Consider the following 26,373-nt stretch of genomic DNA (forward strand, 5'->3'; position numbering starts at 1 on the left):
TGATTTTGATCGAAATGCAGGATGTCTGGAAAACGTATTCTAACGGAACTCATGCGCTGCGGGGGATCGATGTCAAGGTTGACCGCAACGAATTCGTTTATATCGTCGGCCCGTCCGGCGCCGGCAAATCTACTTTTATGAAGATGATCTATCGGGAAGAAAGACCTACAAAAGGGCAAATATTTGTGAACGGGTTTAACATCGAGAAGCTTAAGCAACGGAAAATCCCGTATGTGCGCCGCAACATCGGCGTTATTTTTCAGGATTACCGGCTGCTGCCGAAGATGACCGTCTATGAAAATATTTCTTTTGCTATGGAAGTTATCGAGGCACCGAAGAAGCTAATCAAAAAACGCACGATGGAAGTGCTCGATCTCGTGCATCTGAAGGATAAGGCCAATTCTTTACCGGGACAGCTCTCCGGCGGTGAACAGCAGAGGATCGCAATTGCCCGGGCAATAGTGAACAATCCGGCCGTGATTGTCGCCGATGAGCCGACAGGAAACCTGGATCCCGAAACCTCGTGGGGAATCATGAAGCTTCTGGAAGAAATCAATTTCCGTGGAACGACGATCATGATGGCGACCCACAACAAAGAAATCGTCAACACGATGCGCAAGCGCGTTATCGCTATCGAGAACGGGATTATCGCCCGTGACGAGCTGCGAGGTGAGTACGGTTATGAAGAGTAGGACAATGGCCCGCCATCTGCGGGAAGGCTTTCGCAACATCATTCGCAACGGATGGATGACCTTCGCGTCGATCAGTTCCATCACGATTTCGCTTTTTATACTGGGCTTATTCCTGCTGCTGTCATTGAACGTGAATTATGTGGCAGATCAAATAGAGAAGCAAGTCGAAATCCGCGTGTATATGGATTTAAACATTACGGAAGATCAGACCAACCAGTTGAAGCAGGAGCTGAATGCCCTGCCTGAGGTCCAGAAGGTCACTTTCGTCTCGAAGGAGCAAGGGCTTGAAGATCTCCGGAACCGGCTTGGGGAAGAAGGAAAAGGATTCCTGGAAGGTTTCGAAGGCGACGAGAATCCGCTGCCGCCTGCTTTTAAAGTGGAGGTTAAAGACCCCCGGCAAGTGGCGGGAGTTGCAGATAAAATCAACCAGCTTAACGAAGGCAAGGAACCGAAGCCGATCGGCAGCGTCAAGTACGGCCAAGGCACGGTTGAGAACATGTTCAAAATTACGGAAATTGTCCGCAACGTCGGACTCGTTCTTGTAGCGCTTCTCGCTTTTACATCCGTATTTCTGATTGCGAACACCATCAAGCTTACCATCGTCGCCAGACGCAGAGAGATCTCGATCATGAAGCTGGTCGGCGCGACGAACGCTTTTATCCGCTGGCCATTCTTTATCGAAGGGGCTCTGCTGGGAATCGGCGGTTCAGCCATACCGGTGGCCGTGCTCCTGTACGGGTACAACAAGCTGGTGGAATCCAGCAAGTCGGACCTGAGTATGGTCTTTATCAAATTAAAGCCTTTTGCCGAAGTCAGTTATGTCATTGCCGGACTGCTGTTATGCCTGGGCTTCCTTATCGGAATCTGGGGCAGCATCATCTCCGTGCGCAAGTTTCTCAAAGTGTAGACGTGAATGGGCGCATGCACAATGTGTAAGAGGAGGATCAACACTTGAAGAAAAGAATCATGCCTTTAGTGGTTGCACTCGGAATCTCGACAACATTGCTGCCGTATGCGGTGGCCAACGGGGCTTCCAACTCGGCCAAAATCGATCAGGAAATTGCCAATATGAAGAAAATGAAGTCCGCAGCCGAACAGAAGGCGAAGGACGTTCAAAATCAGCTTACACAGGTTCAACAGGAAAAACAGGAAACCGCCAAGGACATCGAAACCTTGATGAACCAGGTCGACAGCGCGACGGCCAAGCTTTCCGGCTTGAACGTGCAGATCGAGAACACGACCGAGGATCTCGAAGAAAATGCCAAGCAGTTGGACGAAGCGGAAAAGCGGGTTGAAACCCGGGACGAGCTTTTGAAGAAGCGCATGCGCATTATGTATGAGAACGGTTCGGTATCCTATCTGGAAGTCGTCCTGAACTCCACGAGCTTTTCGGATTTTATCGACCGGATGTCGGCGCTGAAATCTATTGTGGGCCAGGATAAAGAGATTTTGGAGGCGAACAAGAAAGACCGCGCCCTTGTGGCCGAAAAGAAACAGCAGATCGAGAAACAGCTGGCTTATGTGAAGAATTTGTATGCGCAGACGGAAACCCTTAAACAGGATCTCCTCGTCAAGGAAAAAGCAAAAGAAGTGAAAATCGCATCCCTGTCCGCCGAGCAGCAGCATCTGGAAGAAATTAGCAGCGATCAGGAACAAGCGATTATGGAATATGCGAAAAAAGAATCCCAGCTTCAAGCCAAGAAAGCGGCTGATGCGAAAGCTGCAGCGGCGGCTGCGGCGGCTGCGGCAGCCGCGTCGAGGAACTCATCGTCTATCGGCGGCTCCAGCGGCGGCGGTCCGGCAACGGGTTCAGGCGGAAGCATGGGCTATCCGCTACCGAAAAGAGTTTCGTTGTCCTCCGGTTTCGGAGGCCGTGTAGACCCGATCAACGGTTCGTTCGCCGGTCACACGGGAATTGATATGCCTTCACCGCAAGGTACCGATATTTATGCGGCGGAGTCCGGCACCGTGCTGGTAGCTTCCGAGTGGAGCGGCTACGGAAACTGTGTCATTATCGACCACGGGGGCGGCGTTTGGACCCTCTACGGACATATACGTAACGGAGGCATTAAGGTTTCCAAAGGTCAATCCGTGAAACGCGGAGAGAAAATCGCAGAGGTAGGTTCAACCGGAAGATCCACGGGGAATCACCTGCATTTCGAAGTCCGGATCAATTCGAAACCGGTCAATCCGTCCAGCTATATCGGCTATTAAGGTTTTCGGCGACTGGCACTCATAAATTGGAAGAGCTTGTCATACACTAGCAAGAGCAGCTCATAAGGGTGCAAGTACAAAGGTGGTGAACGGCAGTGCAATTTAAAGGGCGTACGGTGATCGCATTCGTTCTTCTGGGGATGTTTGCAAGCAGCATTCTGACGCTGACCTTTACGGGCAGAAATCTGCTGCCTCTCGGGAGCAAATCCGTCGGAGCTTCGGCAACCGCAGGAAGTTCGGGACTCAGCAGTCAGGACGTCGGCAAAATTGCAAAGACGTACCAGTTGATCGAGAACAAGTATTTGAACAAGGTCGATCACGACAAAATTATGAATGGCGCCATCAACGGAATGCTGGAGTCGCTTGAAGACCCGTATACCGTGTATATGGATTCCAATGAAGCGAAGCAGTTCAGCGAGAGCATCAATTCTTCGTTCGAAGGAATCGGGGCCGAGGTTACGTCGGAAGACGGTAAAATCAAAGTCGTTTCTCCGATCAAGGGATCACCGGCCGAGAAAGCCGGAATCATGGCTAACGATGTAATCGTATCGGTCAACGGCGAAAAATTGGACGGGCTGACCGTTAATCAGGCGGTCGTCAAAATCCGCGGCCAGAAAGGCACTCAAGCCAAACTGGAGATTTTACGGCAAGGTTCGACGGAGCCGGTTCAAGTGATTGTAGTCCGTGACGAAATCGACATTGAGACGGTGTTCGGTGAAATGCTTGAGGGCGGCATCGGCAAAATCGAAATCCGCCAGTTTTCGGCAAATACCGCGGAGCACTTCCAGGAAGAGCTGAAAAAGCTGGAGACTCAGGGAATGAAAGGACTCGTAATCGACGTCCGGAACGATCCCGGCGGTCTTCTCAACGTTGTGATAGATATTGTCGAGCCGTTTGTGCCGAAGGGCAAACCGATCGTACAGATCGAAAACCGGGAAGGCAAACGGGAAGCGACGACATCCAAAGACGGCAGCAAAAAGTACCCTGTTGTCGTGCTGACGAATAAGGGAAGCGCCAGCGCTTCGGAGATTTTGGCGGGAGCGTTTAAAGAAGCGGTCGGCAGCAAGACCGTTGGCGAGACTACGTTCGGCAAAGGCACCGTGCAGGAAACGTATGTGAAGGAAATGGGAGACGGCAGCAATATCAAAATGACCGTCTACAAGTGGCTGACCCCGGACGGCAACTGGATTCACAAGAAGGGGATCGAGCCGGATATCGCGGTCGAGCAGCCGGCATTCTTCAAAGCATCGATTCTGTCCAAGAAAGATACCTTGAAGCCGGACAGCAACAGCGACGATGTGAAAAACCTGCAGCTGATGCTGACCGGCGTAGGGTATGAACCGGGCCGGACAGACGGCTACTACAGCAGCAAAACGGCGGATGCCGTCAAGGCGTTCCAGAAGAGCAGTAGTCTGCCCGTGACCGGCAATGTGGACATGGCGACGGCCAAGAAACTGGAAAGCGCCGTTCTGGAAGCCGTTAAGCTTCCGAAGAACGACAACCAGCTGAAAGCGGCCGTTAAAGAGCTGCAGACCCAGCTTTCGAAATAAAAGAGGGACGGTAGGACTTTGCGCACTCCGCGCGGGTCTGGCCGTCCTCTTCTTTTTGCCAATTGCATGGGGACGGAAGGAAATGAAGGGGGCGGGTCGAATGTATATAACTAAATCGGACCGTCGGATTTTTTACAAAAAAGAAGCGTGTTTCGAGCCACGAGGGAGTGAGTTATGGACATTATTGCGGAAATTGCCGGACGTTTCTTGACGGCGTTCGGCCGGTTATGGCTGAACCCTTTTACGTATATCGGACTTCTTCTCGTCCTTCTGCAGTACCGGAAACAAATTCAATTTGAACGAAAATTGTTTGCCACCCGCCTTCATTCCCTTATCGGGGAAACCTGGCGGACTTATTTATGGGGCTGGGTCGCGGGACTCGGCGTGTCGGTCGTTATGCTGTTCGTAGGCGTCTCCCTGCAAGCCGATACGATTCTGCTGCTGTGGGGGCTGTCCGTCGCGATGATTCTCATCCGTATCCGATTTCTGTGCCTCGCTTATTCGGTGGGACTCCTCGGTATTCTGCAAGTAGTGCTGGCGGGATTGCCCGGGCCTTCCGGAGACGGTTTCTGGAGCAGCTTGGCCGGCGTCGTAAAGAACGCGGATGTTCCGTCCCTGCTGGCTCTGGTGGCCGTCCTACATGCGGCGGAAGCCCTGTTGATCCGCTCTCAGGGAGCCCGAATGGCTAGCCCCATGTTTTACGAAGGCAAGCGGGGCAAGATCGTCGGTGGCTACCAGCTCCAGGGATTCTGGCCGGTGCCGCTTTTCCTCGCGGTTCCGGTTCAAGCGGGAACGGGAGCGGTTGATTTTCCCTGGTCGCCGCTGTTTACCGGCGATGCTCTGACGGCGGGCTGGAGCTTGCTCGCATTTCCCGCCATGATCGGGTTTACGGAGCTGACGATGACCCGGCTTCCGAAGGAGAAGGTGGGGCGAAGCGCCGGCATGCTGCTGGCTTATGCAGCGGTGCTCTTCCTCTCCGCGCTGCTTGCGCAGGTCTGGAGTCCGTTCACCGTTGTCGCCGCCGTGCTTGGAATTGTGCTGCACGAAGCGGTGATCTGGTACGGACGATGGGAAGAAGCGCAGCGCAGCCCGTGCTTTATCAACCAGCCCCGCGGGCTGAAGATTTTGGCGGTGGTGCCCGGGAGCCCCGCCGCCGAGCTGGGGCTGAGACCCGGAGAGCTTGTGCACAAGGTAAACGGCGTCCGGGTCCACAGCAAAACCGAGCTGCACCAGGCGATCCAGGTGAGCTCGGCGTATTGCAAGCTGGAGATCGTCGACATGGAAGGCGAGATCCGTTTTCACAAGCGGGCGGTCTTCGCGGGTGAACATCATCAACTGGGCATCGTCATCTGCCCGGATCAGGATGCCGTTTACTACGTCGAAATCCGGCAGCTTCCGCTGCTGACTTATTTTACGAGAAAGCTGACGGGGCTGCTGACGAAACGTTCGGAAGAAACCTTATAAGGAGCGAACGGAGCGTAATCTTCGGCCGGCCGGAAGCTCTTAAATTCAAATAAAAACCTCGACATCACCTTAGGGTGAACGTCGAGGTTTTTTAGCGTTGCGTGAGGCCGGGGGAAGGGAAGCTGCCCAGGCCAAGCCTTCACAACTGGAGCGTGAACTAATTAGCTTTTGCCGAAGCGGCTTCCGCGACAGCTGCCGGCGGCGCTTCTTTCTGTGGCTGCGGCTGCTGCCCGTCATTTTGAAATTCTCTTAGCACGACGATTTCCACACGCCGGTTCTTGGCGCGGTTCTCTTCGCTTGTGTTAGGCATTTTAGGAACGGTATCCGCATAAGCCGTCGCCATCAGATGATCATCGTTCAGTTTAGCCGTATTCGTAAAATAACGGAGTACGGAAAGCGACCGCGCAAACGAAAGTCCCCAGTTATCTTTGTAAGCCGATCCCGAGGAAATCGGAATATTATCGGTATGCCCTTCGATGCTGACCCGGTTGCTCAGCGTAGGAAGAAGGGTAGCGAGCTTTTCAAGTACGGGATAAGCGGCCGGTTTGAGGTCGGCTTTACCCAAATCGAACAGGAACAGATCGTTCAGCGTAATGGCGATGCCTCTCGGTGTATCCGATGCGGAAACTTTAGCTTCCAGGTTGTTATCTTTGATGTATGCCTGGATCGCTTGAAGCATGTCCTTGAGCTGCTGCTCTTTCTTGGCCGCTTCTTCCGCGGAGGTATCCTTCTTAGGCTTGGTTCCGTCGCTCGCCGTAGGGATAATCGTGCCGGAAATTCCGCTGCCTTGAGGCAGAAGGGACTCATTTTTCATAAACTGCGAATTCAGGGCCTTGGCCATAGTCTCATACTTGTTTATATCGACCTTGCTCATCGCGTACATCACGATAAAAAATACCAGAAGCAGCGTAATCAAGTCGGAATAAGTAATCAGCCAGCGTTCATGGTTCACGTGTTCTTCTTGTTTCTTACCTCTCTTCCGCAAGAACGGCACCCGCCTCTCCGCTGGTTTGCTTATCGGCATTCTTCTCGTGAACGAAGGAAGCCAGCTTTTTGCGGATCAACTGAGGATTCTCACCGGCTTGGAGAGCCAGAATGCCTTCCAGCATCAGTTCCATCTCGGAAATTTGCTCTTTGCCGCGCAGCTTGATCTTATTGCCGATCGGCAGATAAACCACGTTGGCGAACATAACGCCGTACAGGGTGGCGGAGAAAGCGACCGCGATGGCCGGACCGAGTGTGGACGGATCGGACAAGTTGCCGAGTACGTGAATAAGCCCGAGCACCGTTCCGATGATTCCCATGGTCGGGGAGTAACCGCCTGCGGCTTCGAACATTTTGGACATGCCGTCGTTGCGGTGTTCGATCGAGTCCATTTCAAGCTCCAGAATCTGCCGGGTAAGCTCCGGATCCGTACCGTCTACGACCATCATAAGACCGTCTCTCAGAAAAGGATTCGGATGCTCCTGCGCTCTCTGTTCCAGAGCCAGTACGCCTTCTCGGCGGGCGATGGAAGCCATGTCGACGATTTCGTCGATGGTGGCGGTCGTGTCCCGCTGGGTTTGCTTGAATGCGATTCCGAGCGCTTTCGGAATTTTTTTGAGCGTTGCTACCGGGAAACTCACCGCGACCGCGCCGAAGGTGCCTCCGAAGACGATCAGCATGGCACTTGGAACGAGGAGCGAGGTCAGGTGACCGCCGTCCCACATGTATCCCCCGATTAGTGCTCCCAAGCCGAGTATAAGCCCTAACAATGTTGCCAAATCCACAATTGACCACCTCTAAAATCGAAATATGTTCATGATGCAGACCAGGCTGCCGCCTAAAATAAGGAAATGAAAGTGAGTCTGAATATTTGCAACCGGATCATAAAAAGAGTATAATTATACGGGAACACATATTCTTATTTCCGGCAGCCCGAATATCTCCGTTGTAGGTAAGTATATATGTTCTATATCGGAGCAAGACGGGTAAAAGTTTATAGGTATTAAGACAGGCATGCGGGGTGCAAGCCGCCGCGTGCTTTTAAATTTGACTACCTGACGGTGGGTGATAAATTTTGAATGAAATAATCAAGAGCACGAAAAAGTTTGAACTCGTATCGGAATTTTCTCCTCAGGGAGACCAGCCTTCGGCGATCCAAGAGCTCGTCAAAAGCATACAGAGCGGGACGAGACACCAGACGCTTCTGGGCGCGACGGGTACGGGGAAGACGTTTACGGCGGCTCAGGTCATTGCCCAGCTAAACCGTCCGACCCTCATTATTGCGCACAATAAGACGCTGGCGGCTCAGCTTTGCAGCGAGTTCCAGGAGTTTTTTCCGAACAACGCCGTGTCTTATTTCGTCAGCTACTACGATTACTATCAGCCGGAGGCTTATATCGCTTCTTCGGATACGTATATAGAGAAAGACTCCAGCATCAATGAAGAAATCGATAAGCTTCGCCACTCGGCGACGAGTTCTTTGTTTGAACGCAGAGACGTTATTATCATAGCGAGCGTGTCGTGCATTTACGGCCTCGGTTCGCCTGCGGAATACGGATCGCTGCTGTTGTCGTTGCGCACCGGAATGGAGAAGTCCCGCAACGAGATTCTTCACCGGCTTGTGGACATCCAGTATCAGCGCAACGATTTGAACTTCGTGCGCGGCACATTCCGCGTCCGCGGCGATGTGATTGAGATTTTCCCGGCCTCCCGAAGTGAACAGGCTGTCCGTGTGGAACTGTTCGGGGACGAGATCGAGCGGATCACCGAAATCGACGTGCTTACGGGCGAGATTCTGGGTGAACGCGATCATATCGCGATTTTCCCGGCGTCTCACTTCGTAACGAAAGAAGACACGATGAAGCGCGCGCTGGTGAACATCGAGCGCGAGCTTGAGGAGCGGCTTGAGGAACTGCGCGGCAAGGGCAAGCTGCTCGAAGCGCAGAGACTGGAACAAAGAACGCGCTACGACATCGAAATGATGGCGGAGATGGGTTTCTGCTCCGGGATCGAGAACTATTCGGGACCGCTGACGTTCCGCGAACGCGGGGCGACGCCTTATACGCTTCTCGATTATTTCCCCGACGACATGCTGGTGATGGTCGACGAGTCCCACGTAACGCTGCCTCAGATCCGGGCGATGTACAACGGGGACCGGGCGCGCAAGGAAGTGCTGGTCGAGCACGGATTCCGTCTGCCTTCCGCGCTGGATAACCGTCCTCTGCAGTTCGAGGAATTCGAACGCAAAGTGAATCAGATCGTTTACATCTCGGCAACGCCGGGGCCATACGAGCTGGAACACACTCCGCAGATGATCCAGCAGATTATCCGTCCGACCGGACTGCTTGACCCGATCATTGAAGTGAGACCGACCAAAGGCCAGATCGACGACCTCATCGGAGAGATTCAAGACCGGATCGCCAAGGACGAGCGGGTTCTCGTGACGACCCTCACGAAGAAGATGTCCGAGGATTTAACGGATTACTTCAAGGAAATCGGCATTAAGGTGCGTTATCTGCATTCCGATATCAAGACTTTGGAGAGGATGCAAATCCTCCGCGACCTGCGGCTTGGTACCTTCCACGTTCTTGTGGGAATCAACTTGCTCCGGGAGGGGCTTGATTTGCCGGAAGTTTCGCTGGTGGCTATTCTGGATGCCGACAAAGAAGGCTTCCTCCGGGCGGAACGTTCGCTGATCCAGACGATCGGCCGGGCGGCCCGGAACGCGGATGGACGCGTGATTATGTACGGCGATAAAATTACGGATTCCATGGATAAGGCGATTAAGGAAACCGAACGCCGCCGTACCATACAGGAAGCCTACAACAAAGAGCACGGAATTACTCCCCAAACCATTGCCAAGAAGATTCGTGACGTTATTGAGGCGACCAAGGTTGCCGAAGAGAAGACGGAATACTTGGCAGAAGTGAAGACAGGCAAAATGTCCAAGAAAGATCGCGCCGCGGTAATCGAACGTCTCGAGGCGGAGATGAAAGATGCGGCGAAGAATTTGCAATTTGAAAGAGCTGCGGAATTGCGCGATGCTCTTCTTGAACTGAAAGCGGAAGGTTAGGATAGCAACGATGCGGCACAGACAGGCAGGAGAACAGAAAGGGATCCTGCCTGTTTGTCTGCTTATATTCGGACCAATCCGGGCATAACTGGTACTAAGCGAGGCAAGTGTGGTAAATAGAGTACGTATACCCTTATAGTTGGGGATGACAGTTGCATGATTGATAGATTATCGTATATATTGACGTATATACGTTTTTGATTAATATTTAATGGGACCCGCGTTCAAGCGACAGTTGGACGAGAGGTTTTTTCATAGATATCTTTTTGGTGTGAAACTGTTCTGCTATATTCGAAGAGTCGGTATGTACAAGCCGGAGCAGACAATAGAGACTGGATTTTGAAGCGTGTGGAGTATCAAAGAGATTAACTAACAGGAAGCTCAGCCTTAGAACCCGGGAAGGGAACCTTTCAGATGTTCCGGGGAAAGGACTGGACGGCCTGCGAATAGAGAGGGTGTACGTACAAAGTGGCCAGAGAAAACATAGTCATTAAAGGGGCACGGGCACACAATCTGAAAAACATTGATGTGACCATTCCGCGCGACAAGTTCGTCGTGCTCACGGGACTCAGCGGTTCCGGGAAGTCGTCCCTGGCCTTCGATACGATTTACGCGGAAGGGCAGCGCCGTTACGTTGAATCGCTGTCCGCTTATGCGCGGCAGTTTTTGGGACAAATGGACAAGCCGGACGTCGATTCCATCGAGGGGCTTTCACCTGCGATTTCGATCGACCAGAAGACTACGAGCCGGAATCCCCGTTCTACGGTCGGAACCGTTACGGAGATTTACGATTACCTTCGTCTTCTCTTCGCGCGTATCGGGAAACCGCACTGCCCGGTACACGGCATTGAGATTACTTCCCAGACCGTCGAACAAATGGTCGATCGGGTGATGGAATATCCGGAACGGACGAAGCTTCAAATCTTAGCCCCGCTTGTATCCGGACGGAAAGGCGAGCACACCAAGCTGCTGGCCGATATTCAGAAGCAGGGTTTCGTGCGCGTGCGTGTTAACGGAGAAATCATGGATCTCTCCGACAAGATTACGCTGGAGAAGAACAAAAAGCACAACATTGAAGTTGTTGTTGACCGTATCGTCGTTAAAGACGATATTCAAAGCCGGTTGGCGGATTCCCTGGAGACGGCGCTGAAGCTGTCCGAAGGCCGCATTATCGTCGATATTATCGACCAGGAAGAACTGCTCTTCAGCCAGAATCTCGCCTGCCCGGAGTGCGGGTTCAGCATTGATGAATTGTCTCCGCGTATGTTTTCCTTTAACAGCCCGTTCGGAGCTTGCCCGGAGTGTGACGGTCTTGGCAGTCAGATGATTGTAGATCCGGATCTTTTGGTGTCCGATCCGAACAAGACGATCAACCAGGGAGCTTTTGAAGCTTGGGCGGGAAGTACATCCACATACTACCCTCAATTCCTGGCGGCCGTTTGCAGCCATTACCAGATTCCGATGGATGTTCCGGTATCGGAACTGAGCCAGGAGCAGTTCAAAATCATTCTATACGGCACAGACGGACAGCGTGTCCGCTTCCGTTATCAGAATGAATTCGGTACCGTCAAGGACGCTTACGTGCCGTTTGAGGGCATCGTACGGAATTTGGAGCGCCGTTATCGCGACACTTTCTCGGATGGAATCCGGGAACACATCGAGGCATACATGAGCTCCAAACCGTGTCCGAAATGTAAAGGACAGCGGCTTAAGCCGGAAACCCTTGCCGTAACGGTAGGGGGAACCAACATTGCCCATGCGACAGAGCTCTCTATCGGAGACGCTCAGACCTGGTTTGAGGATCTTGACGGAGGACTGTCCGAGAAAGAGCGGACCATCGCCCACCTGATTCTTAAAGAAATCAAAGCACGCCTAGGATTTCTGGTAAATGTAGGACTGGATTACTTGACTTTGCACCGGGCAGCGGGAACGCTATCCGGGGGCGAAGCCCAGCGTATCCGGCTTGCTACCCAAATCGGGTCATCGCTGATGGGTGTCCTCTACATTTTGGACGAGCCGAGTATCGGTCTCCACCAGCGTGATAATACACGCCTGATTCAGACGCTGGAGCACATGAGAAATCTGGGCAACACGCTGATCGTTGTGGAACATGACGAAGACACCATGATGGCTTCGGATTATATTATCGATATCGGTCCGGGCGCAGGTATTCACGGCGGACAAATCATCGCTCAAGGTACGCCGGAAGAGATCATGAACAATGACAACTCCCTGACGGGCCAGTATTTGAGCGGTAAAAAATTCATTCCGATTCCGGCCGAGCGGCGCAAGCCGAACGGGAAATGGCTCGAGATTAAAGGAGCTAAGGAAAATAACCTGCGCAACGTAAGCGTGAAATTCCCACTGGGTGTATTTACGTGCGTAACGGGCGTGTCGGGATCGGGCAAAAGCACCTTGATTAACGAGATCCTGTATAAGACACTGGCACGCGATCTTAACAAAGCCAAAGTGCGTCCGGGCGTGTACCGCGAAATGAAAGGTCTGGAGCACGTGGACAAGGTGATTGATATCGATCAATCGCCAATCGGACGAACTCCCCGCTCCAACCCGGCAACGTATACGGGTGTCTTCGACGATATCCGTGATCTCTTCGCTTCCACGACGGAAGCGAAAATCCGCGGCTATAAGAAAGGTCGTTTCAGCTTTAACGTGAAGGGCGGACGCTGTGAGGCTTGCAGAGGCGACGGGATCATCAAGATCGAGATGCACTTCCTTCCGGACGTCTATGTGCCGTGTGAAGTCTGCAAAGGCAAACGATACAACCGTGAAACGCTCGAAGTCAGCTATAAAGGAAAGAGCATCTCCGATATCCTGGATATGACGATTGAGGATGCTTGCGAATTCTTTGAGAATATACCGCGGATTCACCGCAAGCTTCATACTCTTCTGGATGTAGGCTTGGGTTACATGAAGCTCGGACAGCCCGGAACGACCTTGTCCGGCGGGGAAGCCCAGCGTGTGAAGCTGGCGGCCGAGCTTTACCGCCGCAGTACAGGCAAGACGATCTATATCCTGGATGAGCCGACAACGGGTCTGCATATTCACGATATCGACCGGCTGTTGAAAGTGCTTCACCGTCTAGTTGAGAACGGCGATTCGGTTCTGGTTATCGAGCATAACCTGGATGTAATCAAAACGGCCGACTATTTGATCGATCTGGGCCCTGAAGGAGGCAGCCGCGGCGGTGAAATCGTCGCAGCCGGTACTCCGGAAGCCGTCGTCAAGGTCGAAGGCTCCTATACCGGCCAGTATCTCAAGCCGATATTGGACCGTGACCGCAAGCGTTCGGACGACTACGCCGAGCGCGCCAAGGAACTGCTGGAGGATGCGGTCAGCTAGGGGAAGAACAATTCTGTTCGGACGCAGCCATAGACTTGCAGCACAAAAGAAGCAGGAATTAAAGCGGGCATCGCTTTGTTCCTGCTTCTTTTTCGTCCGGTCCGGTCCAGTCCGGTGGGACAAATAAAGAAAAAACGGGAGAGATCGCTTTAGGGCGATCCCTCCCGTTTTCTATAGTTCTTTTAAGAATATAGGTGCTTCATAAGTACTCTGTTCGTTGAGGCTTAAGGAATGGCGTGGTCGGCAGCTGCACCCGAATTAAACTCATTCCGACCTTTTAAATTAAGAAGCCACCGTAAGGATTTCCGTCAATTTCTCCTGGAAAGCAGGTGCGCCTACGCGGAGGAAGAATTGATGGAACGTTTCCTCCGGGCTGCGGTTGTCCTTGTAGAAACGGATAAGCTCGGCCAGCACCGGGCCTACATCGTCCCCTTTGACGCGGCCTTTCAGCCCCGTGTTAAACTGGGCGCCGGGACCGAGGATACCGCCGACCGCGATATCGAACGCATCTACCGGGCCGTCCGGCGTTTTAACGAGCGTACCCTGCAAGCCGATATCCGCAATTTGCTTCTGGCCGCAGGCGTTCGGGCAGCCGATGAAGTGGATGCGTACTTCTTCGTCCAGGTCAACATTGGCGTCCAGATATTCGGCAACGCGGCGTGCGCGTTCCTTGGTTTCGACGATCGCCAGGTTGCAGAATTCGTTGCCTGTGCACGATACCGTCCGGCTCATGAAACGCTTCGGGAACGGCGTCAGACGCTGCAGCACGGTTTCCTGGAGAACATCGTCCACCCGGTCGTTCGGGATATCCGACAGAATGATGTTCTGGGACATGGTCGTGCGGATCGTGCCTTGGCCATACTGGTCCGAGATGCGGGCCAGCTCGCGCAGCTCTTCCGCGTTCAAACGTCCTACCGGCACGTTCAAGCCGATATAGCTGTAGCCCTCCTGTTTTTGAGGGTGAACGCCGTCAAAATAAGCCGCTGTCCAGCCGGCAACTTTCTCCTCTCCGCGGGTTGGCATAGGTCCGATCAGCTCGATGAGCTTCTCCAAGAATTTCTCCGGACCCCAATCGGCCACGAGAAATTTCAGGCGCGCATGATGGCGCTTCTCACGATAGCCGAAATCGCGGAAAATAATCGTTACGCCGGTTGCGACTTTCAGCACTTCTTCCGGACGCACGAAGAGGTCAAGCTGTTTGGCCAGATGGGGCTTCGCGGAAAGACCGCCGCCGACCCAAGCGTGGAAGCCGAGCACTTCTTCTCCGTCAATGACTTTAACGGCCGGCGTAAAACCGAGGCAGTTAATTTCGGCATGAGCGGAGTTATAGATGTTGCTGGAAATCGACATTTTATATTTACGTGGCAGGTTGGAGAAATCTTTGTTCATCAGGAAGAAATCGTTTACTTCATTTACCAGGGCAGTCGTGTCCATAAGCTCATCGGGATCGATACCTGCCAGCGGATTTCCGACAATCGTACGCGGGCAGTCGCCGCAAGCTTCATAAGAATAAAGGCCGACTTCTTCCAGCCTTTTAAAGATATCGGGGAGGCTTTCAACGGTCAACCAGTGGAACTGAATCGCCTGACGCGTGGTGACGTCGACCAGATTGCGCCCGTAATCTTCCGCAATGCCCGCAATTGCACGAGCTTGAGCGCTGGACAATACGCCGGAGTTGATGCGAACGCGCATCATAAAATGGCCGTCCTTAGGCTTTTGCTGATAAACACCGGCCCATTTAAATAAATTCATATCGTCTTCAGGAATGGAATCGTATCCTTCCAGAGCATACTTTTCAATAATGGTACGAATCACATCGAGTCCGTCCTTTTGAAGCTTAACGAGTTCCATCTTGTTCAACTTCGACGTGTCTTGAGCCCAGATCGGTTGATAAGCCATCGTGCGACCTCCCTTTATATTTAATTCCGATAGAAAAAGTGTGATATAGGATAGGTTGATCGTATCATATTTAGGCCGGGGCGTAAATCCGTGCAGGCCAAAAGCGGGTATAAACAATTATTATGAAAGAGACAGGTTTTGTTTATAATTGGCCGCGCTATTCATAGAAATGAATAAAACGTGACAAACTTGTTAACATCAAGACCAGGGCCTTGCATCTTGAACCCGATAGAGATAACATAGAGAGTAAAAGGCTATTTCGTTAAGTTACCTGGTTGGATAAATGAAGGAGGTCTCTCACAATGTTATTTGCAGAAGAGGCAGCACAAGCATCCAGTTTTTCCGGATTCGATCCATTTGTGATCATTTTTACGATCCTGATCGCAATCGGTCTGGTCCGTCTGTTCGCGGCCAAAAGAAAAAATGTTTTCGCGATCGCATTTGCGTTGGTTAGCTTGGTTGTGTTCCTTTTCATGGATTTCGTCATGATCAAAGGCTGGTAACAAGCTGCCGCTTACAAATATGCAGCGCATGAAGAAAAGCCCCTTATCTTCGGATAAGAGGCTTTTCTTTTTGTTCCGTTACACCCACCACATGTCGCCAAGCGGTTCTTTGATAAGAATCTGCTGAAGGTTCTCGACGGCTTTCGTGAAGCCTTCGTTAACCGACATCAGCCCGTCTTCGTGCTCAATGCTCACGACGTAGTCATAACCGACCAGACGCAGGGCGCTGATAATGTCCGCCCATGTCTTCATATCGTGGCCGTAGCCGACGGTGCGGAACTGCCAAGCGCGATCCAGCATAAGCGAGTAGGACTGCATATCCGTAATGCCGTGCTTATTCACGTTGATCGGGTCGATCGAAGTATCCTTGGCATGGAAATGATGGATCGCATTTTCGCGGCCGAGAATTTGAACAGCTTGAACCGGGTCGATCCCCTGCCACCACATGTGGCTCGGGTCGAGGTTCGCGCCGATCACTTCGCCGGCTGCTTCACGCAGACGAAGCAGGGTGCCCGGTGTATGAACGGAGAAACCGCCGTGCAGTTCAAGGGCGATTTTCACACCGCGGTCAGAAGCGAATTTACCGGTTTCGGTCCAGTAAGGGATAACTTTATTCGTCCACTGCCAGTCGAGAATCTCCTGGAAGTCGTTCGGCCAAGGAGCAACGGGCCAGTTCGGGTATTTGGCATCTTCGTGATCGCCCGGGCAGCCGGAAAAACCGTTTACGACAGGGACTTCAAGCTTTTCAGCCAGTTCTAGCGTACGGATAAAATCGTCGTGAAACTGTTTGGCTATCGCCTTTTGAGGATGAAGCGGGTTACCGTGGCAGCTGAGCGCGGAAATCGTCAGGCCGCGGGAATCAAACGCATGTTTGAATGCTTTCAGCTTGCTTTCGTCGGCAAGCAGTTCTTCGGGCTTGCAGTGAGCGTTGCCCGGGTAACCGCCGGTACCGATTTCAACGGCCTCAAGGCCTTTTTCTGCAATGTAATCGAGTGCTTCTTCTAGAGGTTTTTGTCCGAAAAGGACGGCAAATACGCCTAGCTTCATTTTTGTACACCTCCACGGATTTTAAAAAAGAACGCGCGTACACTTATTATATCACCGCTGTGCCCGGAAATGAAGCGGATAACCGCAACAAGTCTCGTCAGGGAAAACTTGCTCTTTTTGCAAATAAGAAAAAGGTCTTCCCACCTGCCTCTTTTAGAAGGGGAGATGGAAAAGACCTTTGTAAACGCGTAAGACCACGTCAGGGTTATTCAAGTTAATAATAATGGCCGCGACGACAAGAGCCTGGGTCAGCAGGCATCGCATGTAGAAGTAAGGCTTGGACACCTTTCTGCGGATGACGGTCGTCTTGCCGAGCAGATTCTCAATCGCGATAATGACCCCGTGATAAACCCCGTAGATCAGAAACAGCCAAGAGAAGCCGTGCCACAGTCCCATCAGCGTCATAATGAAAATCGAAAGCCCGGCGGTCATGAGCTTGGATGGCGTTTTGCGAGAAAAGAAAATGAAGATATGATCGCGGAACCAATCCCCCAAGGTAGCGTGCCAGTTCCGCCAGAACTGAGTAAGAGTGGGAGAGAGGAACGGTTTCTTAAAGTTTTCGGGAATCGTGAAGCCCATCAGACGGCCGAAGCCGACGGCAATATCCGAATAGCCCGAGAAATCCATATAAATCATCAGATAAAACCAGATCATCAAGAAAAGGCTCTGATGGGTATGAAGCTCCTGGTCCATCACTTTGTTGAACAGATCGGTCATCCAGACGACCACGACGACTTTTTTGAAAAGGCCCAAAATAATCCGCTTCACGCCCGCCTCAAACTGGGACGCATCCACCTTGTACGGCACTTTTACATCGGCCATGAAGTCCCGGAACTTTAAAATCGGCCCCGAAGTAAACGTGGGAACGAACAAAATGTAGTTCATGTAGTCGATCACTTTGGCTTGGCCGTCTTTGCCGAAGAAGTAGGCGAAATACAGCGCATCAATGATTTTGAGGACGTTGAACATGATGCCGAGTGTCATCACGCCGTCTGCCAAAAGCGAGCCCTGCTTGCCGAGCATGTGAAACAGGATTACGGCGCCTATGTTGGCGAGAATAAACAGCGCGAACGCAAATTTCCGCCAGACGGATGTACGGCACAGATATACGAAGAAAATATAATTAAGCAGCGTATAGGCGATATAGAACGCAAACAGTTTGCCGCTCCACAGAAAAAGAAAGCCGAGGTTGAACAGCAGCATCAGGATGCGTTTGTTCTGCGGCCATTTTCTCGTCGCCATCAGCACGAACACCATGCCGCACATGGCAAGCAGCGCGTTCATGTTCAAATAAAACATAACAGGACTCCTTCAACGGACGGAGAATGAGTGGATCAACACATAAGCGGACAGGTAAGACCTCATGGGGAGGCTGGGCTAGAACCCTTCATAGATAAACAAACCTTGCCCCGTAAAATAAATAAGAACCAAGTAAAGCATGGCTACATAAATCAGGATTTCGAAGGTTTTCTTAAAGAAAGCAGCCATTCGTCAACCTCCTTCGTAAACAGGGGAGCCCCTTCCTCCCGGTTAAGGTGGACCAGGTCGTGGAAGTACTTCGGCGCGTAACGGTCCATGAGATCAAGCACGGGAACGTCCGCGGCTTTAAGACGCGCATTCACTTCCTGCTTCATGGCTTCGGCATAGGGAGGCTTTACGTGATCCTGGCGGAACGGCATCCACACGACGCGGAGCGGGATTCCTTGCTCCCGGCTGTAACCCAGTATCCATTGGAGCGCGTCCAAGTTGTCCTGCATGTCCTTGAGCGTCATCCAATTGTAATCCTTCTCGTACCGGGCCCAGCTTTTGATCATAGCCTCTTCCGTAGCGTACCCGTGATAAAGCTCCTTGTCGATCCAGCGGGGCTCATAAGCTAGACTCCCCTGAAAAGCCAGATTGCGGACCAGTTCCTTGCCCGCATCGAGGAAATCCGCCCGGTACGCGTATACGTACGGCTTGTACCAGGGCTTGTTCCACGGGAACCGGTAGTCGGTTTCCATCTTGTCCAGCAGCGTATGCACATCGATGCCGATCACAAGCTCATCCTTCACGGTGTATAAACCGCGCTGAAGAATTTGCTGCAAATCCGTCAGCTTCCCGTAGGATAAGCCCATTTCGACCAGCTTGGCTGCCGACTTCTCCTCGATATACGCCCCCGTAACGGAGGAATTGCCGTAAAATACGGATCCGCTGCGCGACCAGCCGTGATGGTAGAGCGTCTTCGTAAAGTCGTCTTTACCGAACCGGCGGCTCGTTTCAAGAGGATTCCACCACATGACGAGAGCTTCAGCGACCACAAAAATAAGAAGCAGCCCCAGGACGAAGCTGTTCTTCTTGAAAAAAGCGAGTATGTTCACACGATCACTCTTTATAGGGATTTTTGTTGCCAAGCATGGTACTGCTCACGGAAAGACGCCGGCCAGTCGGCTTCATTCATGCCGTATTGAGCGAGGAAGGCGAACGCCCAGCGCTCGATGCCGAATCCTACGCAGCCGGTAACGGCGGCACGTTTGCCTACTTTGATGTCGAAGGCGTTGCCGAACGTGTTGCTGTGGAAGTTGACGGAACTGCAGGCGATGGACTTGTCCAGGTACGGAATCGTCAAACGCAGTTCGTATTTCATCTCCTGATTGCGCTGGAAGGACGCTTTTACCTGGAAGTCATTGGTGAAAAACGGATCGTTCGCAATTTCAAGCAAACTGTCGACTTCCCACTCTACGGCAAGCTCTTTAATGTATTCGATGGATTTCAGACGATTTTCCTTCACGAAATCAGGTTTTCCCACAAAAATAATTTCCCGCATCGAGAAATCGAGCAGCCGGCCGAAATCGGTATGGTTTTTGGACTCGAACCGGTGACATTTCGCGACAGCCGTTACCACGATTCCGTCTCCTTCGAGGGTCTCGCCTTGCAGGCCTTCATAGCAGTGGTAGCACGTGGACGGGTTCATCGTAAATTTAGGCTTCGGCATGGTGGCGTTCAGATCGAGCGGATGCTCGTCCTTCCAGCCGCCGGTAGCACGGATCGAGTCGGAGAAGGATTCGATCACATCCAAATCTTCGCGCAGATGCGTCAGGAAATGGATATGCTCCGGGAAAGAGGTGAAGTGATTCGTTTTGTTCAAGGTCTCCGAGTGAATCACGGCCGGGTAAGACTCTTCCTTCACCTGAAAGCGGTTCGCGATTTTCGTAACGAACGAATAGTCGAGAAAGCGCATGAGAGAGGAGAACGGCTCGCGGAAAATAAACAAGCCCGGCTCCAGTACCTTAATGCTCTTGCTTTCCACGAGTTCGCGGATAATGTCGCCGCTGTATGGAACGGAAACCTCGTTGCGGAACAACACGTTTTCTTTAAAACCGAAGTCGCCCTTGGAGAAACGCTCGATAAGACGCTCTACGCGTTCGCGGATCGCTTCGTCGCCGTTCGGGGACGTATGGACGATCCGGAGATGTCCGTCTTCCAGTGAAATTTCCTGAATGTGCTCATCCACGAAAGCGGATGCGTATTTAACCTGTCCGTGCTGGCTTTCGGAAAGCCGCTCCAGCGATATTTTGCATTCCATGGTGTTACCTCCCGGTTTTCGTGGAAATGAATTGGGCGATCTCGCGAACGGTATTCATCGGATACAGCATCAGATCCTGGTTCGTCACTTGAATGCCGTACGTCTGCTCGATATGAGCGATCAGTGCCGTGGCACCCATCGAGTCGATAAAGCCGTAATCGAACAGATGAACATCTACGCCGAAATCGTCGTCGTCTTCTTCAATCTCATAGCGGGTTCTGATGTGTTCTTCCAGCTGCTTTATGATTTCTTCCATAGTCAGTCGGGCCTCCCAGGCAGGAATAGATTGGTGTAAAGAAGGCGTACAGCCGGATGGGCCGTAGGAACGGCAGGCACCGGCTGCACTCGGGAGCGGGACGGCGTTAACCGGCCCCTCCGTTTATTTTTTAAGAGACAGGCTAATGGTCGTCTTGTCTCCGTAACGTGTAAGTGTATACATGCCGGTTGCCGCATCCTGTTCAAGCTTGATATCCGCCGGATTTCCCGGGATCGTCAGCCCGGACGGGCTGTAGATCTTGATTTGCTGCAGACCGGCCGCCTGCAAATTGAGCTTCCAGGTGCCGCTCTCGCGTGTATCCAGCTCGAACGGCACATTGGCACGGACAATATGAGCTTCATCGGCAGGCTTGCCGATATGAAGCTGAGCCTCGCGGGCAAGGCCGAGGTACAGCTTGCCGCTGCGCTCGGTATATACGTCGGATTTTGCGGCAAGGGAGTAAGGCGCGTACTTCTCGCCTTTTTCCACTACGACGCCAGGCGTATTGGCGTACTCGGCCGCCTGTTTCGGCACGGCGGACGTATCCGCTCCGATCGTGAGAGACAGATGGAGGCCTTTGCCGGAAATCCGGTCTTTCACTTCGTCCATGATATAGTCGGCCCAGGTGCGCTTCACGGTAACCTGCGTTTTCAAGGTAGTCAGGAAGGAACGGGCCATTTGGGTTTCCGTCATAAAGTTATAATCGTACTGATTCCGAATGTCATCGAGGAAGGAAGCGAACTCCTCCAGTTCCCCTACGCGGGCAGGGAAATGATACTCGATGTGTTCGAAGTAATCAATAGGCATATCACGCTTGATATAAGAATCGTAAATATCGACCGTAGAGCTTTCACCCGTTTTGCGAAGCACCGGAGCCGGCGTATAGATCAGCATAGGCTGATCGCTACCGCTTTTGTCCTTCGTCAGCAGGAAAGGAAGCCCCCAGATGTAATCCGTACCGAGCCGGGGCTCTGTTGGCGTATGTGACGGGGTAAAGCCAAAGTTGAACCAGATTCCCTGCTCGTTCTCGTTGCGGAGCGTCTGAAGCCGGTCCGGGAAGTTGATCCGCCAGGTGTGCTGGTTCGTTCCGGGCATCGTCCAGGGAAGGCCGAGATTCTCGAACGCCTGCTTGTGCAGGGCGATTTCCTGCTTCTCCTGGGCGTCGCTGACGAAATTGTGCACATAAATGTGCGGATACAATTCGAGATGATTCTGCTTCGTATACTGCAGGAACTCTTGCAGTTCCGCCTTATAAGGGAAAGCGGGCGAGTCGACCGGAACCGGCGAGCCGAATTCCAGCTGCCCGACGATCAGGTCCACCACGCCGTCGTGGTTCACATCGTGCCAGACCGGCACGGAGTTGTGCCCGCCGACCAGGGCGTTCGTGCCCATCTGATTCAGCGTGGCGCCACCTACGCTTCCCTGGGCGGTGAAGGTTCCGCCGCTTTCCTGGCGGAACACGCGCAGATCTCCCTCGTTGCTGCCGACAACGAGGTCGGCCCGGCCGTCGCCGTCCATATCACGGACGGACGGCGCGGCATACTTGGCGCCGACGTCCGCGACTACGGCGCCGGCGGAGAGGCGCAGCGCGCCTGCCTGCGGCGCGCGGTACACCCGGACCTTGCCGTCGGCGTCTCCGACGATCAGGTCCGGGAAACCTTGGCCGCCGAGGTCTCCCGCGGCGGCGATGGCCGGTCCGGGCACCTTGATGGGCCCGGACGGGTCCTGCAGGGCGGTCGGCGGTGCGAACCGCCCGTCGCCTTGGCCGAGCGCGATCTGCACGGCCCCGGTGGCATCGCTGACGAGAAGGTCGATCTTCCCGTCGGCGTTCCAGTCCACCGCATGCACGGAAGCATGCGGACCGGTCTTGAGCGGCTGGCCGCTGGTCAGCAGCAGCTTCTCCGGCTTGCCGTACACATCCGGCAGCTTGAGGCCGCCCGGCGCGGGATCGCGCTCGTAAGCCTCCGGCTTCGGCCCGAGGTTCGGATACACGTAGACGTATCCGTCGCTGCTGCCGGCGAGAAGGTCTTCCTTCCCGTCCCCGGTGAGGTCCGCGAACGCCGGCACGAGCCGATGCGGGCCTTCTACGGGATCGGCCAGCGATTTGTAGTCCGGATACTCCGCCAGGCGTATGGCGCCTTCCTCGGACTGCAGGTGCATGCCGCTGCTGTAATAAGAAGCGGGCGACTCCCCGCTGAACTGCGGCTTCTCGTTGGATCCGCCGTTCAAGTGGACGGAGACGCTCTCTTTCCACTGCCCCCAATAGAAGGCGGAGCGGACCAGCGAGAAGGACGGGATCTGATTGTACTTCTTCGTCAGCTCCGCCCATTGAATCGCTTCCTTGTCCTTGAACGCCGGCATGGCCTCGAAATGGTTCTGGTAGGACATGGCCGGTCGCCCGTAAGGCCCGAGCACTTTGGTCACGCTGTACCCGAAGGTTTCCTTGGACACGTAAGAGACAAATTCCGTGCGGAACTGGGCGTTGGCCGCCGAGAAAGCGAAGTTGAAGTAGGGCTCCAGCTTCAGATCTTTCTTGTCGAAATAGGCGGTGCCCGGTTTCAGGCTCCGCTGCTGATCGTACTTGGCGGCCAGGCTGCCGAACCCCTGCGCGGGGTCCATGCCGCTTTGAAGATCGTAGCCCGTAATAAAGTACCGGTTAGGCAGGAAGGTGCTGCTTAGGAGCACCGTTCCTTTGCCGACCTTATTGACGGCGACGAGCGCTTGTCCGTTCAGTGTAACCAGCGGCTGCGCCGTTGAAGGATCAAGGCCGTAGCCCCAATAGAAGCCCGGAAGATTGTCCATCGTTTCCCGTTTGAAGAAATTATCGCTGAAAAGTTTAATGACTTCCTGCATGCCTTGAGCGTTCACCGGCACGGCCGGATATTGAAACTGCGGTTTGGCCTGCGGCGGCGCTATGAGCTGCGTCTGATAAGCTCCCAGAAAATCGGCGGGAAACTTGCTTGCGAACGCATTGTCGAGAAGCAAATGCCCTCCGTTCTGCACATAGTCCTGGAGCTTCTGGATGTATCCGTTGTCGGGTGTGTTTGCGAGCTCCGGATCCGGCACGACCGCATCGTACGATTGAAGCTTGCGGGCCGACAATCCATCCATCGGCTTCCGTTCGAGCTCCAGATTCGCCGCCAGCGACTGCCGGAACTGTTCGAATGCCGCCGTATCATAACGATCGCCTCCGGTTGCATACAGCAGGCGGACCTGCTCCTTCTTCCCGGTGAGGAAGGCTGCCGCTCCGACTGCCAAAAGAAGGGCGGCCAGGCAAAATACCGCTATGGCGGTTCTTTTTTTCGACAAATTCATCCCTCGATTTTTGTATATGATCCTTGCCATTATAGCACTTCTCCCTCCATTTGTTAACTTTGGGGGCGGCTGCGCCGCGGTTCCGCGCATTCGCCGAATCCGAAAAATTTTGCCGAAAAATAGGTTCATAAATAAAACCCGGGGCGCCGATATATACAAAAGATGAAGATCTACTATGCGAAAATTATTCTGACAAATGGGGAGTTGCTATGAGTAACAAGTGGAGTGAGAAAGCAGCCGGTGTCTGGCAGAGCGCGGTCAAAAAGATACAGAACCTTGCGCCTAACAAGTCTGCGGCGGGTAGTCCTTCCGGCCCGGGAGGAGCAGGAACTTCGGTTCCCGTGCTGAAAGCTGTAGGAACAAAGCTGTTCGTCATCTTTTTTCTCAGTATTCTGGTCGCCGTTCTGATTGTGGGGACGCTGTCTTATCAGACTTCAAGCAGCGTAGTGGAAGAAGAAGTATCGAAAGCGGCTCAACAGACCGTAATCCAGACGGGAGAAAAGCTGGATTTTCTTTTCCGGACTTATGAGAAGATGTCGCTGGATATCATGATCGACAAAGCGGTCGGAGCCTCGGTGGATCAGCTTGCACGTCCGAATATTTCCGACTCGGATATCGCCATCGCCCGGATGAATCTCGACGGCAACCTCAAGAAATACTCGCAAACGGATGAGAATGTCGCAGGCATTTACATCATTCCGATGACCGAAAAAGGGGTTTCCACCGGCTACGGCCAAGAGAAGCTCATCCAGGAGAATGCGGCTCTCATCAAAAACGTGAAGGAAGCGGACGGCAAGGCGGTCTGGTTCGATTCCAAAATCAACGGCTATTTTACACAGCTTTCTTTCCCGACTTTCGGTGTAGCCCGTGTAATGAAGAACGATTACGGACATAGCAATTACATGGTCCTGTTGGAGATCAAGACGGATTATCTCTACAATCAGCTTTCCAGCATCCGCGTCGGCCAGACGGGCAGGATCGAAGCGATGAATACAAAGCAGCAGTTGATGGTAACTGAGAAAGCCGACCATATCGGCCAGACGGCAGAGGTTAAACTGGAAGGCGAGCTGCAGGATCAGGGGCGCACGAAGGCGGACGTCAACGGCGAACGGAATCTGATCGTTTATACAAAAAGCAAACAGACGGGCTGGCTCATTTACGGCTTCGCGCCGTTGGATGAAATCACGGAAAAAGCGAACGGCATTTTCGCGCTGACCGTCTGGGTGGCGATCATTTCTGCCCTGCTTGCGGTCGTGATCGGCTGGCTGATGAGCCGTATGATCGGCAAACCGCTGGTCGAGCTGGGCCATCTGATGAACGAAGGGGAGAAGGGCAACCTGGCGGTACGCACTCTCTTTACCCAGCGTCAAGATGAGATCGGCCAAGTGGGCAAGAGCTTTAACGGCATGATGAGCAAAATCACGGATCTCGTCAATCAGACGAACCGTTCGGCGGACAGCGTGCTCGAAACGGCGCGCGAGCTGACGGACGCTTCGAAGAAAACCGCGCTGTCGGCGCGGGAAATCGCGACGGCTACGGAAGATATCGCCGGAGGGGCGACAAGCCTGGCGGTTGCGGCCGAGAACGGAAACGATCTGACCACTAAAATTTCCGAACAGATGAAATACGTGATCGAGAAGAACATCCGGATGTCTATCGCCACTTCCGAAGTGCAGCAGATGAGTGAGCGGGGCATCGAGCAGATGGATGAGTTGACCCAGAAAACCATGCAGAGCGAGCAGATGACCCACTCCCTCGTAGACCGGGTCGATACGCTTAAGCAAAGCACCAGCTCTATCCGTAAAATTCTTGATGTCCTTACGAAAATCACCGCGCAGACGAATATTTTGTCGCTGAACGCGAGTATTGAAGCGGCGCGCGCCGGAGCGGCAGGCAAGGGATTCATGGTCGTTGCCGGAGAAATCCGCAATCTGGCGGATCAATCCAGAGAGTCGATCGTGAACGTAGCCCATATCACTGAGGAAATTCAGCGCGAGATGGACGCTACGGTAGAAGCGCTGTCGGCCGCATATCCGCTGTTCCGCGAACAGACGGAGTCGGTGAAGGAGGCGAACCAGATGTTCTCTTCCGTTAAAAACGAGATGGACAATCTGCTCATCCAACTGGATGAGGTCTCGACTTCCATCAACGAGCTGAACGAGTCCCAGCTGACGCTCGCCGATGCGATGACTAACGTGAGTGCCGTTGCGGAGCAATCTTCCGCGACAAGCGAGGAAGTCGCTTCCCTGAGCAGCGAGCAGCAGAGCGTGAGCGAAGGGCTGGTACACCTGTCCGGCAAGCTGGAGGACGTCTCCAGCCGGTTGAGCGAATCGCTGACGAAATTCAAGGTGTAGAACCGGATCGGTAAATCCATTGAAAAAAAAGCCCGGCCAACGCAGTATCCTGCGGTGGCCGGGCTTTTCGTGTATGGAAGCCCCTTATGAAGCGGAACGC

General features: G+C 53.2%; 18 protein-coding genes. 9 read left to right on the plus strand and 9 right to left on the minus strand.

What is annotated here, in order from left to right; all coding sequences use genetic code 11:
- The first annotated feature begins 5 nt into the window (after positions 1–5).
- From ftsE to KVT34_RS24865, 5 genes are all read left to right on the plus strand, one after another.
- Entirely contained in the window at positions 6–692 is a 687-nt protein-coding gene (ftsE, locus tag KVT34_RS24845) for a cell division ATP-binding protein FtsE (RefSeq protein WP_042233748.1), read from the plus strand.
- Positions 682–1,599 (plus strand): permease-like cell division protein FtsX, encoded by a 918-nt coding sequence (ftsX, locus tag KVT34_RS24850; RefSeq protein ID WP_217562133.1) that lies wholly within the window; start codon positions 682–684, stop codon positions 1,597–1,599. Before ftsE ends, ftsX begins: the two co-directional genes overlap by 11 nt.
- A 44-nt stretch (positions 1,600–1,643) precedes the next feature.
- Positions 1,644–2,906, plus strand: a complete 1,263-nt coding sequence (locus KVT34_RS24855; RefSeq protein ID WP_217562135.1) for a murein hydrolase activator EnvC family protein — start codon at positions 1,644–1,646, stop codon at positions 2,904–2,906.
- 95 nt (positions 2,907–3,001) lie between these two features.
- Positions 3,002–4,456 carry a S41 family peptidase gene (locus KVT34_RS24860; RefSeq protein ID WP_217562137.1) on the plus strand — a complete coding sequence of 485 codons (1,455 nt, stop codon included), beginning with the start codon at positions 3,002–3,004 and terminating at the stop codon, positions 4,454–4,456.
- 174 nt (positions 4,457–4,630) lie between these two features.
- The gene (locus KVT34_RS24865) at positions 4,631–5,920 is read left to right on the plus strand and encodes a PDZ domain-containing protein (protein ID WP_217562139.1); all 1,290 of its coding nucleotides are present in this window, start codon (positions 4,631–4,633) and stop codon (positions 5,918–5,920) included.
- Between the two features lie 157 nt (positions 5,921–6,077).
- Here KVT34_RS24865 and KVT34_RS24870 read toward each other — a convergent pair whose 3' ends face one another.
- Both KVT34_RS24870 and KVT34_RS24875 read right to left on the minus strand, forming a co-directional pair.
- A complete protein-coding gene (locus tag KVT34_RS24870; protein WP_217562141.1) occupies positions 6,078–6,905 on the minus strand; it encodes a flagellar motor protein MotB in 828 nt (275 codons plus the stop codon).
- Positions 6,889–7,689, minus strand: a complete 801-nt coding sequence (locus KVT34_RS24875; protein WP_217562143.1) for a flagellar motor protein — start codon at positions 7,687–7,689, stop codon at positions 6,889–6,891. The genes KVT34_RS24870 and KVT34_RS24875 overlap by 17 nt, the downstream gene beginning before the upstream one ends.
- A gap of 290 nt (positions 7,690–7,979) precedes the next feature.
- Between KVT34_RS24875 and uvrB the strand changes: the two genes are divergently transcribed.
- Together uvrB and uvrA are read left to right on the plus strand one after the other, a co-directional pair.
- A complete protein-coding gene (gene uvrB / locus KVT34_RS24880; protein ID WP_217562145.1) occupies positions 7,980–9,977 on the plus strand; it encodes an excinuclease ABC subunit UvrB in 1,998 nt (665 codons plus the stop codon).
- A gap of 468 nt (positions 9,978–10,445) precedes the next feature.
- Positions 10,446–13,337, plus strand: coding sequence for an excinuclease ABC subunit UvrA (gene uvrA / locus KVT34_RS24885; protein ID WP_217562147.1), 2,892 nt, complete (start codon positions 10,446–10,448; stop codon positions 13,335–13,337).
- 282 nt (positions 13,338–13,619) lie between these two features.
- On the opposite strand, the gene KVT34_RS24890 is transcribed toward uvrA, so the two are convergent.
- Complete coding sequence (locus tag KVT34_RS24890) at positions 13,620–15,236, minus strand: nitrite/sulfite reductase (RefSeq protein ID WP_217562149.1); 1,617 nt, start codon at positions 15,234–15,236, stop codon at positions 13,620–13,622.
- Between the two features lie 302 nt (positions 15,237–15,538).
- Between KVT34_RS24890 and KVT34_RS24895 the strand changes: the two genes are divergently transcribed.
- On the plus strand, positions 15,539–15,739 hold the full coding sequence (locus KVT34_RS24895; protein ID WP_042233732.1) for a DUF2759 family protein: 201 nt from the start codon (positions 15,539–15,541) through the stop codon (positions 15,737–15,739).
- A 78-nt stretch (positions 15,740–15,817) separates the two neighbouring features.
- Here the strand turns inward: KVT34_RS24895 and KVT34_RS24900 are convergent, their stop codons facing one another.
- The 6 genes from KVT34_RS24900 to KVT34_RS24925 all read right to left on the minus strand — a co-directional run bounded on the left by KVT34_RS24900 (position 15,818) and on the right by KVT34_RS24925 (position 23,949).
- The gene (locus KVT34_RS24900; RefSeq protein WP_042233730.1) at positions 15,818–16,786 is read right to left on the minus strand and encodes a sugar phosphate isomerase/epimerase family protein; all 969 of its coding nucleotides are present in this window, start codon (positions 16,784–16,786) and stop codon (positions 15,818–15,820) included.
- A gap of 153 nt (positions 16,787–16,939) precedes the next feature.
- Positions 16,940–18,085, minus strand: a complete 1,146-nt coding sequence (locus KVT34_RS24905) for an MBOAT family O-acyltransferase (RefSeq protein ID WP_217562151.1) — start codon at positions 18,083–18,085, stop codon at positions 16,940–16,942.
- A 152-nt stretch (positions 18,086–18,237) separates the two neighbouring features.
- Positions 18,238–19,143: a hypothetical protein gene (locus KVT34_RS24910; RefSeq protein WP_217562153.1), complete on the minus strand. Its 906-nt coding sequence runs from the start codon at positions 19,141–19,143 to the stop codon at positions 18,238–18,240.
- Between the two features lie 11 nt (positions 19,144–19,154).
- Positions 19,155–20,348 (minus strand): class-II aminoacyl-tRNA synthetase family protein, encoded by a 1,194-nt coding sequence (locus tag KVT34_RS24915; protein ID WP_217562155.1) that lies wholly within the window; start codon positions 20,346–20,348, stop codon positions 19,155–19,157.
- A 4-nt stretch (positions 20,349–20,352) separates the two neighbouring features.
- A complete protein-coding gene (locus tag KVT34_RS24920) occupies positions 20,353–20,604 on the minus strand; it encodes an acyl carrier protein (protein ID WP_217562157.1) in 252 nt (83 codons plus the stop codon).
- Positions 20,605–20,727: 123 nt separating this feature from the next.
- Positions 20,728–23,949: an FG-GAP repeat domain-containing protein gene (locus tag KVT34_RS24925; protein ID WP_217562160.1), complete on the minus strand. Its 3,222-nt coding sequence runs from the start codon at positions 23,947–23,949 to the stop codon at positions 20,728–20,730.
- A gap of 179 nt (positions 23,950–24,128) precedes the next feature.
- Here KVT34_RS24925 and KVT34_RS24930 point away from each other — a divergent pair, with 179 nt between their 5' ends.
- A complete protein-coding gene (locus tag KVT34_RS24930; protein WP_217562162.1) occupies positions 24,129–26,273 on the plus strand; it encodes a methyl-accepting chemotaxis protein in 2,145 nt (714 codons plus the stop codon).
- Positions 26,274–26,373 lie beyond the last annotated feature (100 nt).

It is taken from the genome of Paenibacillus sp. GbtcB18 (assembly GCF_019091125.1).
Taxonomy (GTDB): Bacteria; Bacillota; Bacilli; order Paenibacillales; family NBRC-103111; genus Paenibacillus_F; species Paenibacillus_F chitinolyticus.